Raw genomic sequence first — 13,642 nt, forward strand, 5'->3', positions numbered from 1 at the left:
GCCCTGAGCGTTCCGCGCCCTGAGCGTTCCGCCATGCTGTGACTCCTAACCCGTTAAGTCTTTCGAGGTTCCCCAACCGGCACAATATGAGCTGCGCAGATCGCATGGGGCCCCCGATGGACACCATGTGTGGCAGAACACTAACAGTCCACCGGCCCGGTTTGTCGCATGAGGGCATGAATTGGCCAGGCATTTTGTTGTGAGTCCCTGGTGGTTTCCCTCAATCGGCCTGGGGTGCACACTTATCCGTGATGATCAGTTCCACGAATTCCTCTCAGACGGTCCCGCCACAGGCTCGGGGCTTCGTTCCGGCTTTGGACGGTATGCGTGGATTGGCCGCGCTCGGCGTCCTCGTCACCCATGTCGCGTTCCAGACCGGTGAAGCGCAGTCCGGTGCGATCGGGCGCGCGTTCGGTCGACTCGATCTCGCCGTAGCGGTGTTCTTCGCCTTGTCCGGATTTCTCCTGTGGCGCCCCCACGCGGCAAAGGCTCGCGGAATCGGGCAGCCGCAGTCGACCGTCCGGTACTGGATCTCCCGCGCGACGCGCATTCTGCCGGCGTACTGGGTGGCAGTGGTCCTGATCCTGCTGTTCCTGCCCGGTGCCGGCGGGGGCTACCAAGTGTGGTTGGCGAATCTCGGGTTGGCGCAGGTCTTCGTGCCGTTGACACTCACCGAGGGCCTCACGCAGATGTGGAGCCTGTCGGTCGAGGTGGCGTTCTATGTTCTGCTGCCGCTTTTCGCGTATCTGATGGTCCGACTACGAGGAAACTCGGTCCGGTTCCGGCTGCCGCTTCTGCTCGGGGTGTCGGTCTTGGCCTTGACGTGGGCATTCATTCCGATTCCGACGCCGGACGCTATCCACCACGACAACTGGTTGCCGGGCTACCTGCCGTGGTTCGGCGCCGGCATGGTGCTGGCCGAGCTGGCAGTGGGCCCGTCGACATGGGTGCATCGCCTCGCGCACCGTCGGGTACTCCTGACCCTCATTGCCTTTATCGCCTTCGTTCTCTCGTGCACTGATCTGGCCGGGCCCGAAGGTCTGGTGCGGCCTGAGCCGTGGCAGTACGCGATCAAGATTGCACTCGGTGCGATCATCAGCTTCTCGTTGATCGCGCCACTGGTTCTGCGCGATCAATCGCAGCATCGGTTCCTGGCCAGTCCTTTGGCGCTGGCAATCGGACGCTGGTCCTACGGCCTGTTCATCTGGCACCTGGCCGTACTGAACGCTGTGTTCCCCGTATTCGGCATAGTTCCGTTCTCTGGCAGCTTCTTCTACGTCCTGGCCCTCACGGTCGTCCTGAGCGTCGCTGTGGCCTCGGCCAGTTACGCCTTGGTGGAGGAACCGGCGCGCGTCGCGGTCACGCGGTGGGAGAAGCGCCGCCACATCGGTGAACCGGCGAAGGGCAACGCGGCCAACCCGGTCACGACCAAGGCCACCAACATCGAGAACTGAATCGCGAACGAGTCGCCCACATAGCCGCCCGGCGCTCGCCACGGTCCGGTCGAGAGCAGCGTGATGCCGATCATCGCGGCCACGCCGGCGGTGCCGACGAGAATGCGTGCGGTCCGAGCCGGGCCGAAGATTCGCAGCGCGGCAAGTCCGAGGATCGAGCACACAACTGCGATCGCCGCTCCCACTCCGCCGCCGATGACGGTGGCCGCCGCGAGCATGCCCACCCATCCTGCCGCGACGCTGCGCCACGGTCGGGGTGGTGTGAGGGGCTTGGGCTCTCGGCGCGTGGGGACAAGAGCCGCGAACAACAGCGGGATCAGCAACACGAGCCCGCCGAAGATGCCGAGGCGGTACCAACGGTCGCTGGGGAAGTCGATGGTGACGGTTCCCGCGGTGCCTGCCGGCACGATCCAGCCCTGCTGCCAACCGTTCACGACCACCGGCGTCAGCTCGGAACCGTCCGGCGCCGTGGCGATCCAACCGATGCTGGTGCTCTCGGGATTGACGATCAGCTGATCGGCGGACGAGCTCGTGACGGTGAGTTCGCGGTGATTCGCCGTCCACGCGGTCGATTCGAGCGGTGTATTCCGTTGCGCGGCTGAAGGACCGACCGCCGTCAGATCGAGATTGTCGACCGAGAACGCGGGGCCTGGTTCGACGACCACTTCAGGCTGTCCCGCCGGCAAAGTCGCCGAAGCGTCCAAACCGCACACACGTGCCTCGACGGGTGCGCCGGTCCGAAGTTGCGTCGCCGTCGCCGTGATCGAGGTGGGGAATTGCTGTCCGGCAACCGAAATGGTCGGGCCGTCGCCACAGGTGACGGTGACGGTGCGGTTGTCGAATGATTCTGCGCCCTGCACTCCGGAACCGGCGATCGGGGTTCCGTCGGCACCGACGACGCCGACCTCGGCGAGGCCGGTGGGCTGCGCCTGGGCGAAGCCGAGCGCCGTCTGATCGAGGACCGGTTCCCAAGCGGTGATGCTCAGGACGATCTTGTCGGTGACGAAGGGGGCGAGGGTAACTCGACTGGTTCGAGGCGTGTCGTCCGAGGGTTCGGGCAGCTCTCGCACCTGCGGCCCGTTGCCGAGATTCACCGCGACACTGGTCGGCAGCGACGGCAGAGTGCCAAGTCCCCGGGTGATGTCCAGGCCGGTGACCAGGGTGGGCTCGGGAAGATTGAGAGTCAGCGTCGGTTTCGGGCCGCCCGGTTCTGTGGTGCTCTGCGGCGCCGACCACGTGGTGCGTGCGTCGCCGTCGGTGGCAGCGAAGGCAGATCCGCGTGTGTCGCCGATGTCGCTCGAACCCGAAGCCGTGATTCGGCCGGGGATGGAAAGCAGATCTTCGAGGGCGTTGCCCTGACGCGCTCGGACAGTCAGTGTCGGTGCAACGACTGTGTTTTCGGGCACCGTGAGCGTGCGCTGGAAGCGGCTCGGCTCTTCGGGTATCGCCATGAATGCATTGCTGCACCGCACGCGGTCCGTCGAGTCGGCGCAGGCGTTGCGGCCGGGGAACTCCTGGCTCAGGTTCCACGCGTTCACGGATGCGCCCGTCGGCGTACTCGGCAGGACCGTGTCGAAACGGATCGGTACGGTCTTCGGCGCGCTGCGATCGGAGAAGTCTTCGACGGAGAGTTCGCTGATGCCGAACTGTGTTCCAGGCGATCCGTTTTCGGTGTGAGTCGCTGTGACGCGTACCCACGGAGTGTTGCCACCCGGAATCGAGACGGTGATGGGCTCACCGGGACGCTCCACCTTCACCGCCGTGCTGCCGTTCGGTGTCGAGACCTCGAGCCATTTGACGGGAGCTCCGATTGCCGCGGCACTGGTGGTCAGATGAAGCAACCCACTGGAAATCGGTGTGTCGAAGTCGATCTGCAACCACTGGCCCAGTGCGCGCTCGATGCCGTTGCTGAACCAGCCGGTGGCCGGATCGCCGTCGACCGTCGACGCGGGACTGCTCGACGGTGAAGTGCCGCCCAGCTGGGTGGCATCTGAGGCGGCGCTGGAAACGGTGATCGAAGCTCCGCTCCAACGGCCTTCCACGAGAGGCGTGTTCGCTACCGGGTAGTCGGGCACCAGATTGTAGGTACGACGAGCGTCGTCAGGGGTGCGCAGGGCGGAACTGTGGTTGTCGACCTGACCGAAATCGGTTTCCCGATCGCGCGGTGTGTCGGTGACGGTGACAGAATCGACGGGCAGTCCCGCAGCTTCGGCGTCGGCGGCGAGAATCATCGGCCCGGTCCCCGGAACCAGCCCGCTTTCGTGAAGTCGCACAGACGATTCCGGCCCACCTTGTACACGCGGAACCTGGTTCAGGTCGACGGAGTACGGGCCACTGACCGCCGGGGTGCCGTCGGGCGGGGTGACCTCGAAGATTTCGATGGCCGGGTAACCGGGACGCAGATCGCTGTCCGCGACCAGCCCTTCGATCGGTTCGGGGCTGTCGTCTTCACCGAAGTGGGCGACTCGCTCGATCCCCGGCGAGCCTTCGACCGCCTGGTGCACGAGTATCGGCCTGGCCGAGCGCGACGTTTCGCCGTCGAGGTCGTTGCGCATCACCAGGTAGTGGATGCCCTGCCCAAGCAAGGTCTGTGCGAGGCCGTCCGACGGACGTCCGTCGGCGATGAGACGTTGCACGGAATCGAGCGCTCGGATTGCGCCGGGAGGGGTCAGCGGGACCGAGTCACGCACCGCCCACGGCGTACTCGCCAAAGCCTGAAGCGGTTCGTCACGCGTCAGACCCCAGACTTGGCTGCCGAAGGGCGCTCCCGGGACGACCAGGGCACGTTCGGCTTCCGATCCGGGGGAGGTGTTGTCCTCGAGCCACTGCGCTGCTTCGTTCCAGTACGAGGGAACGTCCGGATAAGCACCGCGGGGAGCGAGCTTTCCCGTCCAGGCCAAGGCAGTCGAGAGGGTGAGGGCAACGAGGATCAGGCTGGTCAGTGCGACCATCGGTTCGCGCTCGGGATGGGCGAACGCGCGGCGCCATCGGGCGAGTGGAACCGATCCCGGTAGTGGCACTTTGGCCAGCAGGTGTGCGAGTCCGAGCACCAGCGGCAGACGGACCAACGGCTCGAGCTTGTGGACGTTGCGCAGCGGAGCGCCCGCCGAGTCGAGGAACAGGCGTACCGACTCCGACACCGGTGAGCTGAGTTCACCAACGTATCCCGCGGCCAGGCCGGTGATACCGACGAACAGGATGAGCGTCAGCCGGCCGCGAGCAGGCATGGACCGCATGCAGAGCCCGGCGAGGCCGGCGGCGGCAACCAGACCGGTGGCGACAACTGCTGCGGGCTGGGTGACCAGGACGGCGCCGGCAATGCGTTCGGGGGAGACGAACGGGGTCCAACTGTCTGTGCCGCGAAGTATCTCGGCCAGCGACGCCCATTGCGTGGTGACACCGGCGGACTCGATGTAGTCGAGGAACGGTGGGCTGATCTTGCCGAGCAGAAGCAGCGGCACGATCCACCAGAGCGTGCCGAGAGCGACGAACAGCGCCCACCACGCGGTGAACGTCAGCCATGTTCGGTTGGGTTTGTGCGAGAGCCACCAGATGATCGCGACCAGGCAGGCCGCGGCGGTGGCGACGGCATTGATCGAACCCATGAGCGCGACGGCAAGCGCGGATTGTGCGGCTAACCGCCTCAACCCCCGTGAGTGGTTAGGGAGTCCAGGGACTCCTTTTCCACGCACAGGGCCGAAAGCCAAAATCACCGGCAACAACACCCACGGCGCCAGCATCATCGGCAGGGTTTCCGAGGAAATCGAACCGAGCGTGGTCAGCACGCGGGGAGAAAGAACAAAGGCAACCGCTGCGATGACGCGCGAACTACGGCTGCCGATACCGAGAGCCTCGGCAACTCGGATGATGCCCCAGAATCCTGCGATCAGAAGCAGCGCCCACCAGATGCGCTGGGTGATCCACGGCGGAATGTTCGCCAACTCGCCGAGCGCGAAGAACGGCCCGTGCGGAAAGAAATATCCGTAGGCCTGGTTCTGAACCTGGCCGAGCGGGGCCTGACTACTCCACTGATGCGACGCGCGTTCGAGAAAACCGAACGGATTCTGCGTCAGGTCGTACTTGGTGTCAGCGGTGATCAGACCCGGCGATTGCAGAAAAGTGAGAAGAAACGCTACGACGGAGGCGCCGAACAGCCACCGCTTCGACAGGGGCTCTGCCGACGGGGCGGTGTCTACCGAAGACACCGCTGCGTCGGCGGAAGAACGGGAACTCGCGAGGCCTGCGCTCTCAGCGGCTGCCGTACTCAACCTGGTTCAGCACGGAAGAATCTGCGTTTCCGCTGCGGTCGATCTCGGGACGAGTGTTGTCCGACGCGGCGGCCGTGACACCGAAGATGACGCCGGCACCCAGAACGGCACCGATGACAGCGCTGGCCACACCGGGGACAAGGAACTTCGTCATCGCGGATCTCCCAATTGGTCGTTAGTCGGTCGTTCGCGGTCGGACGGACTTACCGGCCCGTACGAACTGCTCGGGTCAAGGTATCACCCGCACTCGAGAATCCGGACGATTACCCTCGTGACGTGCTGGTCAGTCGAGGGTTTCGGTACCGAGCGCGGTCAACAGAGTGCGCAGTTTCGTAGATGTCTCGTCGAGTTCGTCCTGTGGATCCGATTCGGCGACAATTCCACCACCCGCGCTGGCCCAGGCGTTGCGGCCGTCCGCACTGATCTCGGCGCAGCGGATGGCAACCACCCAATCGCCGTCACCGGCCCCGTCGCACCATCCCACGGCGCCGCCGTAGAAACGGCGAGGCTCCTCGGTCTCGCGGATGACTTTCAGTGCCGCGTCGGTGGGTGTTCCGCACAGCGCGGGCGTCGGATGCAGAGCGATGGCGAGGTCGAGCGCAGTGGTGTCGTTTCGCAGCGTGCCGCGGATCGGGCTGGCCAAGTGCCAGACCTCGTGAGTATTGGTCAGTTCGGGAGTTGCCGGCACCGACAGATCACTGCACATCGGTTGCAGGACCTCGCGGATCCACGCCGTCACGAAGGCGTGCTCGGCCAGATTCTTCGTCGAATGCAGAAGGCTTTCGCCTGCCTCGCGGTCTTGATCGGCGTCGGCGGATCGCTTTGTGGTCCCGGCCAACGGGCGACATGTCACGACGCGCCCGCGTCGACTGACCAATACCTCGGGCGTCGCGCCGACCAGGCTGTGGCCCTCGAATTCGGCTCCCGCAGCAGAGAGGTCGACGGCAAAGGTGTTGGCGACGGGATTGAGCGCCGCCATGCGTGCGGCGAGCGCGGTCGGGGAGATCGGGGTCTGCGTGCGAAGTTCCACAGTGCGAGCCGCGACAACCTTGTCGATCTCTCCACTGCGGAGACGTCCGATCAACTTTTCCACTCGACGAAGATGCTCCGACGACGACGGGATCTCCCGGTCAACCCGGGTCGTCGGCAGGGCCTGGGGATCGCGCGGTTGCCACGGCCGCGACGCGATCGTCGCCTCGGCAGGTTYGTACAACGCGGTTGCGGCAGCCGGGTCGAAGGGGAGCGCTCCGACGATCAGCTTTGTCGTACCTGCCGACAGAGCGTGGGTGGCCGCGTCGGAGCTGTCGAAGCTGCGTCGTACGCCGCGGGTGACCACGCTGTGATCGGGGCGCGAGAGAACAAAACCGTCCATGGTGGCTTCGACACTAGTCGGCCACGGATCAGGAATGCGCGAAGGTCACTTCCCTGGAGGGACGATCAACACCGGCCGATGACTGTGACGCAGAACATGATCCGCGACGCTGCTCTGCAGTAGCGACCGCAAACCCGTAGTGCCACGGGTGCCGGTCACGATGATGTCGACGTCCAATTCGTCTGCGGTTTCGCAGATTGCAGACCAGATCGCGGATCGGCACTCGGCGCTTCTGCCTTCGACGGTCAGGCCTGCGGCCTCGGCCAGTGCGACGCCCTCGGCGAGGGTGACTTTGGCGTCGGTGTACGCGATGTCCTCGACGTCGTCGTCGGGAACCCACTCCGGTTGCATCACCCCGGACAGGCCGGACATGCGAGCGGCCTGGCGAACCATCGGCTCCCAGGCAGTGACGAGAACAGCACGATTGGCGGAGAGGAAACGCCCCGCATAGTCGACTGCACGCTTGGCGTTGTCGGAACCGTCGTACGCGATGAGCATCAGACCTTGTGGCATCACGACCTCCTCGTCAGCGGGGGAATCGGTTCTCTTCCAGGCTACCGTCCCGATGTGCCCGTGAGGGAGTGTATGGGTACCGGGTCCGTTACGGTCGAGGTATGCGGATCAAGTTTCTGAAGGCTGCGACGACCATTGCTTTATGCGGAGGGTTGGTTGCGGGATGCTCGGGCGAAAACGGGACCGCCGATCCGGTTTCGAGCGCCCCGACCAGCACCACCTCCGAGATCACGTCGACGCCTGCGGCATCCAGCTCCGCGCCCGTCGCCGCGTCGTGCGGTAGTGACCTTCTGGCTTCACTGTCCCTGCGTCAGAAACTTGCCCAGCTGCTCAACGTCGGCGTCACCGGGACCGATGACGCGTTGTCGATAGTGCAGAACGAGGAGATCGGCGGCATCTTCGTCGGAAGTTGGACCGATCAGTCGATGCTCACCAATCGCGAAGTGCCGCAGGTTGCTTCGGCGTCGAAGTTGCCGTTGATGGTGACGATCGACGAAGAAGGTGGACGAGTTTCCCGCGTCGCGGACATCCTCGGGCCCGATCCGTCGGCCAGAGAAACGGCGCAGACCATGACAGTGGAACAGACGTACCAGATGGCGCTCGAGCGTGGACGCGGGTTGAAGGATCTCGGGATCACCGTCAACTACGCCCCCGACGTCGACGTCAGCAGCCAACCCGACGACTCCGTGATCGGGGACCGCTCGTACTCCGACGACCCCCAGACCGTGGTTGCCTACGCCGGTGCGTACGCGCAGGGTATGCGCGATGCCGGAATCTTCCCGGTGATCAAGCACTTTCCCGGACATGGCAGCGCGTCGGGTGACTCGCACCGGGGTGAGGTGACAACGCCGCCCTTGCAGGATCTGATCGCGTCGGACCTGATTCCCTTCCGGGAGCTGTCGGGAACCGGAGTCGGCGTCATGATGGGTCACCTCGAGGTTCCCGGTCTGACCGAGCCCGGTACCCCTGCCAGCATCAGCCCCGCCGCCGTCGCGTTGCTTCGCGACGGAGTGGGTTACGGCGCAGCGCCGTTCACCGGCCCGGTATTCACCGACGACCTCAGCGGAATGCAGGCGATCACCGACCGATACGATATTGCCGACGCGGTTCAGGCTGCGCTGGTGGCTGGAGTCGATCAGGCATTGTGGCTGACAACCGACGACGTTCCGCGGGTGCTCGACCATCTCGAGCAGGCCGTCGCGTCCGGTGAGCTTCCGCAGGCGCGGGTCGATCAGGCCGTGGTCACAGTTGCCACTGCCAAAGGTGCCGTGACCTGCTGAGTCGAAGTCGGGATTCGACGCACAATCTTACCGTAGAGTAAGATCGACATTTACCCTGTGGTTGGAGGAAGCATGGCCGGCGGTACCAAGCGACTGCCACGCGCAGTGCGTGAGCAGCAGATGCTCGACGCGGCTGTGGACGTGTTCTCCGACAGGGGGTTTCACGAAACTTCGATGGACACCATCGCAGCCAAAGCCGAGATCTCGAAGCCGATGCTGTACCTGTACTACGGCTCGAAGGAAGAGTTGTTCGCGGCGTGCATTCATCGTGAAGGGCTCCGCTTCCTCGAAGCGCTCGCCCCGGCCGGTGCGCCGAACCTGACTCCGCGTGAACAATTGCGCGCCGCTCTCGAGGGCTTCCTCGGGTTCGTGGGCGCAAACCGCAAGTCGTGGATGGTGCTCTACCGTCAGGCCGTCGGGCAGCAGGCTTTTGCGGGAACCGTGCAGTCCAGCCGCGATCGGTTGATCGAGTTGACTGCGCATCTGCTCGAGTCCAGCACCAAGGATCCTGATGCCGCGCACGATTACGGGATCATCGCCATTGCGCTCGTCGGCGCCGGTGAGGCGGTAGCCGACCGGGTCGCGGGTGGGGAAATCGAAGTGGATGCCGCAGCGGATCTACTCGAATCCCTCGCGTGGCGCGGTCTGTCGGGCAAGAAGAAGTCCGAATAGCCCCCAAACCAATCTGAGCGAACGTACCTTTCAGCGCATCCAAGGCGCCGAAAGGTACGTTCGCTCAATTGGGGTGGGTGGGAAACCCGACAAAACTCAGGTCAGCGCAGCGTCGCAGTGACGTGCGGGTAACCCTTCTTCGGGTGACGCAGCGACAGATCCCAGCCGCCGTCGGTGCGATCAGCGTAGGCATTCAGCGTCGCCGGTAGCAGAATCGGCTTGCCGAAACGCACGCTGTAGGTGACCTTGTCCGCGACGGACCCCTCGACGGTCCGCAGAACTGCCGCGGCACTCCACATTCCGTGAGCAATGGTCTTCGGGAAACCGAAAGCCTTGGCGCCCAGAGACGAGACGTGAATCGGATTGCGGTCGCCGGAGACGGCGGCGTACTTGCTGATCGTGGTCTGGTCGACGCGGATGGTGCTCATCGGCATCGGCGGGACCTCGTCGGCCTTGGGCTCCGGACCTGGCTGGCCGGACAGGGAGGTCTTCTGCTGGTTCAGGAAGCTCGAGGTCTGTCGCCAGACCAGTTCCCGTCCCACCCGAATTTCGGTGATCACGTCGATCAGCAGGCCCTTGCGGTGCTCACGCAGGTTCTCGGCATGCACCGAGAGGTCAAGCGGTTCGCTGACGGAGATGGGCCGCAGCGATTCGATGACGTTCTCGGCGTGAACGGAGCCGACGGCGGCGAAGGGGAAGTCCTTCGACACCATCAGCTTCATCACGGTCGGGAAGGCCAAGGTGAAGGGATACGTGATCGGCAGAGTGTCGCCGAATCGCAGTCCGGTCACGCGGCAGTACGCCGCCAGATTGTCGGTGTCGACCTTCAGTCCGGTGAGGGTGAAGGTCTGCTGTGGCACCGAGCGCGAGTTGGACTTGTTCCACGGCAACAATCCCAGTACCGCCCGGGAGTAGATGTCGATGGTCTTCGGCTGCTCGGTGAGCGCGACGGTCTTTGTTGCCATCATGCGCCCAGGAGGCTCTGGCCGCAGACGCGAACGACCTGTCCCGTAACGGCGTTGGAAGCCGGGCTGGCGAAGTATGCGACGGTCTCGGCGACGTCGACGGTCTCGCCGCCCTGCAGGAGCGAGCTCATGCGGCGGCCGGCTTCGCGGGTGGCGAAGGGGATGGCTGCGGTCATGGCGGTCTCGATGAAGCCCGGTGCGACGGCGTTGATGGTGATGTTCTTCTTCGCCAGGACGGGAGCTTCGGCGTGTACGAGGCCGATGACGCCGGCCTTGGAGGTGCCGTAGTTGGTCTGGCCGCGGTTGCCCGCGATGCCGGCGATGGAGGAGACGTCGACGACGCGGCCGCCTTCCTTGAGAGCGCCCTTCTCGACGAGGTGCTCGGTGATCTTCTGCGGTGCAAGAAGATTGACGTTCATGACCATGTTCCAGCGGCCCTCGTCCATGTTGGCGAGGGTCTTGTCGCGGGTGATGCCGGCGTTGTGGACGATGATGTCGGCTCCGCCGTGACGCTCGAGGAGGTGAGCTGCGAGGACCTCGGCTGCGTCGGCCGCCGTGACGTCGAGGGCGAGGGACGTGCCGCCGACCTTGTTTGCGGTCTCGGACAGTGCTTCGCCGGCGGCCGGGATGTCAGCGCAGACCACGTGTGCGCCGTCGCGGGCCAGGACCTCGGCGATGGTGGCGCCGATACCGCGGGCTGCGCCGGTGACGACGGCAACCTTGCCTTCGAGCGGCTTGTCCCAGCTTGCGGGCGCGACGGAATCTTCAGCGCCGACGACGATGACCTGGCCGTCGACGAAGGCGGACTTTGCCGAAAGGAGAAAGCGCAGAGTCGATTCCACGCCGGACAGTCCGGTGGACGCCTTGGGGGAGACGTAGACCAGCTGAGCGGTGGAGCCGCGCTTGATCTCCTTGCCGACGCTGCGGGTGAAGCCTTCGAGCGCGCGCTGCGCGACATGCTCGTCGACGCTCGACGTTTCTTCCGGCGTCGTGCCGAGAACGACGACGCGAGCCGACGGTGCGAGGTTGCGGATCACGGGCTGGAAGAACTCGAACAGCTGCTCGAGCTCGCTGACCTGAGTGATTCCGGTGGCGTCGAACACGAGTCCGCCGAAGCTGCTGTCGTGTGCCTGAGCGGCCGGGTAGTCGGAGAGCAGTACGCGAAGTGGTTCTGCGAGCCGACCCTTGCCGCCGATGAGGACAGGTCCGGCGAGTGCGGGTTCCCCTGCTTTGTAGCGACGCAGGTTCTCGGGCCTGGGCAGGCCGGCCTTCGACGCGATGAATGCGCCGGGGGCGGACGAGAGGAACTGTGAATAGAGGTCGGGAGCTCCCTTGCTGGCTGCCACGGTCCTACCTTCTGTTGTGTTTCGGGTTGTCTCTCACCGGGCAATCGAAAGAATGCGGCGATAGACAAGTAACTTACTACTGAGTAAGAATAGTCTTCAACAGGTAATCGCACCATCCTTGGAGACGCAAGTGACAAGCAAAGCCCGTTCAAACGCAAAGCCCGCCGCACCGCGCACCGCACCGGCCGCAGCCGCTGCGAAGTCCGCAGGTCAGCGCCGTCCGGTTGCGATCGTCGGCGGAAATCGCATTCCGTTCGCACGCTCGGACAAGGCGTACGCACAGGCGTCCAACCAGGACATGTTCACTGCGACGCTCGACGGTCTGGTGAGCCGATTCAATCTGCAGGGCGAGAAGCTCGGCATGGTCGTCGGCGGTGCGGTGCTCAAGCACAGCCGTGATTTCAATCTCATTCGCGAGTCCGTTCTCGGCAGCGCGCTGAGCCCGTACACGTCGGCGTACGACCTTCAGCAGGCGTGTGGCACGGGACTGCAGTCGATCATCGCCGTCGGCGACGCCATTTCGGCCGGCCGCATCGATTCGGGCATTGGCGGCGGCACGGACACCACGTCCGACGCCCCGATCGGCGTCAACGATCAGGCGCGCGAGTTCCTGCTCTCCCTCAACCGCGCGAAGTCCACGGGCGACCGCATCAAGCTGCTCGGCAACGTCCGTGCGGGCATGCTCGGTCTCGAAATTCCGCGCAACGGCGAGCCTCGCACCGGCAAGTCGATGGGTGACCACGCTGCGATCACCGCCAAGGAATTCGGCGTGAAGCGCGAGGACCAGGATGAACTTGCCGCTGCCAGCCACAAGAACATGGCGGCTGCCTACGACCGCGGTTTCTTCGACGACCTCGTCACCCCGTTCCTCGGCCTGACCCGCGACGACAACCTCCGTCCCGGTTCGACCGTCGAGAAGCTGTCGACGCTCAAGCCCGTCTTCGGTACCAAGCTCGGCGACGCGACGATGACGGCAGGCAACTCGACGCCGCTCACCGACGGCGCTTCTGCAGTGCTCCTCTCCACCGACGAGTGGGCCGCCGAGCGCAACCTTCCGGTTCTGGCGCACCTCGTCGATTCCGAAACCGCTGCCGTCGACTACGTCCACGGCAAAGACGGGTTGCTCATGGCTCCCACGTACGCGATTCCGCGTTTGCTGGCCCGCAACGGTCTGACCTTGCAGGACTTCGATTACTACGAGATCCACGAAGCCTTCGCTTCGGTGGTTCTGGCAACCCTGCAGGCCTTCGAGTCCGACGAGTACTGCAAGGAACGCCTCGGCCTCGACGGCGCGTTGGGATCGATCGACCGAAGCAAGCTCAATGTCAACGGATCGTCCTTGGCTGCAGGTCACCCGTTCGCGGCAACCGGCGGACGTATTGTGGCTTCCCTCGCAAAGATGCTCGCGGAGAAGGGCTCGGGCCGCGGCCTGATCTCGATCTGTGCGGCCGGTGGCCAGGGTGTCACGGCGATCATCGAGCGGTAACCGCTCTACAATCTCCCCACGCGACTGAAAACTGCGCTCACCTGCAGTGATCGTCGCGAGGGGATGCGTAATCGGGGATCCGGCCACGAGGGGKGGCCGGATCCCCGAACTCTTTGCAAACTTTTTCGCGCAGGCGTGTAACGCTGCAGAATAGCTACCGATATTCATGACAGCCCCGTGTTGCTGCCTGACCCCCGACCTGGCAGCAGCCCGGGGCTCTCGTATGTCCGGATATCCTGTATTGAGTTGTCGGTGAGCGCCGCAGCGACGGTTGATGCAGCGAGGA

At 64.7% G+C, this 13,642-nt stretch carries 9 protein-coding genes and 1 pseudogene; 4 read left to right on the forward strand and 6 right to left on the reverse strand.

From position 1 onward, the window contains the following. Positions 1-251: 251 nt before the first annotated feature. A pseudogene (locus tag AC1DWA_RS27760) lies at positions 252-1,301 on the forward strand (acyltransferase family protein); the annotation flags it as partial. Positions 1,302-1,324: 23 nt separating this feature from the next. On the opposite strand, the gene AC1DWA_RS27765 reads toward AC1DWA_RS27760, so the two are convergent. The 4 genes from AC1DWA_RS27765 to AC1DWA_RS27780 form a co-directional block, all read right to left on the reverse strand. After that, the gene (locus AC1DWA_RS27765; protein WP_477846422.1) at positions 1,325-5,659 is read right to left on the reverse strand and encodes an alpha-(1->3)-arabinofuranosyltransferase; all 4,335 of its coding nucleotides are present in this window, start codon (positions 5,657-5,659) and stop codon (positions 1,325-1,327) included. 43 nt (positions 5,660-5,702) lie between these two features. Next, entirely contained in the window at positions 5,703-5,876 is a 174-nt protein-coding gene (locus AC1DWA_RS27770) for a DUF2613 domain-containing protein (protein WP_003945488.1), read from the reverse strand. 129 nt (positions 5,877-6,005) lie between these two features. Beyond that, entirely contained in the window at positions 6,006-7,094 is a 1,089-nt protein-coding gene (locus AC1DWA_RS27775) for an isochorismate synthase (RefSeq protein ID WP_477917341.1), read from the reverse strand. Between the two features lie 45 nt (positions 7,095-7,139). Then, positions 7,140-7,607, reverse strand: coding sequence for a universal stress protein (locus AC1DWA_RS27780; RefSeq protein ID WP_003945900.1), 468 nt, complete (start codon positions 7,605-7,607; stop codon positions 7,140-7,142). A gap of 101 nt (positions 7,608-7,708) precedes the next feature. Between AC1DWA_RS27780 and AC1DWA_RS27785 the strand changes: the two genes are divergently transcribed. Beyond that, complete coding sequence (locus tag AC1DWA_RS27785; RefSeq protein ID WP_019747138.1) at positions 7,709-8,887, forward strand: glycoside hydrolase family 3 N-terminal domain-containing protein; 1,179 nt, start codon at positions 7,709-7,711, stop codon at positions 8,885-8,887. A 72-nt stretch (positions 8,888-8,959) separates the two neighbouring features. Next, on the forward strand, positions 8,960-9,559 hold the full coding sequence (locus AC1DWA_RS27790; protein ID WP_003945885.1) for a TetR/AcrR family transcriptional regulator: 600 nt from the start codon (positions 8,960-8,962) through the stop codon (positions 9,557-9,559). A gap of 101 nt (positions 9,560-9,660) precedes the next feature. Here AC1DWA_RS27790 and AC1DWA_RS27795 read toward each other — a convergent pair whose 3' ends face one another. Continuing rightward, positions 9,661-10,524, reverse strand: coding sequence for a MaoC/PaaZ C-terminal domain-containing protein (locus AC1DWA_RS27795; protein WP_084326925.1), 864 nt, complete (start codon positions 10,522-10,524; stop codon positions 9,661-9,663). Then, positions 10,524-11,870, reverse strand: a complete 1,347-nt coding sequence (locus AC1DWA_RS27800; RefSeq protein WP_003945596.1) for a 3-oxoacyl-ACP reductase — start codon at positions 11,868-11,870, stop codon at positions 10,524-10,526. Before AC1DWA_RS27800 ends, AC1DWA_RS27795 begins: the two co-directional genes overlap by 1 nt. 130 nt (positions 11,871-12,000) lie before the next feature. On the opposite strand from AC1DWA_RS27800, the gene AC1DWA_RS27805 reads away from it, so the two are divergent. Beyond that, positions 12,001-13,356, forward strand: a complete 1,356-nt coding sequence (locus AC1DWA_RS27805) for an acetyl-CoA C-acetyltransferase (RefSeq protein WP_021343064.1) — start codon at positions 12,001-12,003, stop codon at positions 13,354-13,356. Positions 13,357-13,642: the final 286 nt, after the last annotated feature.

The organism is Rhodococcus sp. P4_F3_2 (assembly GCF_056401335.1).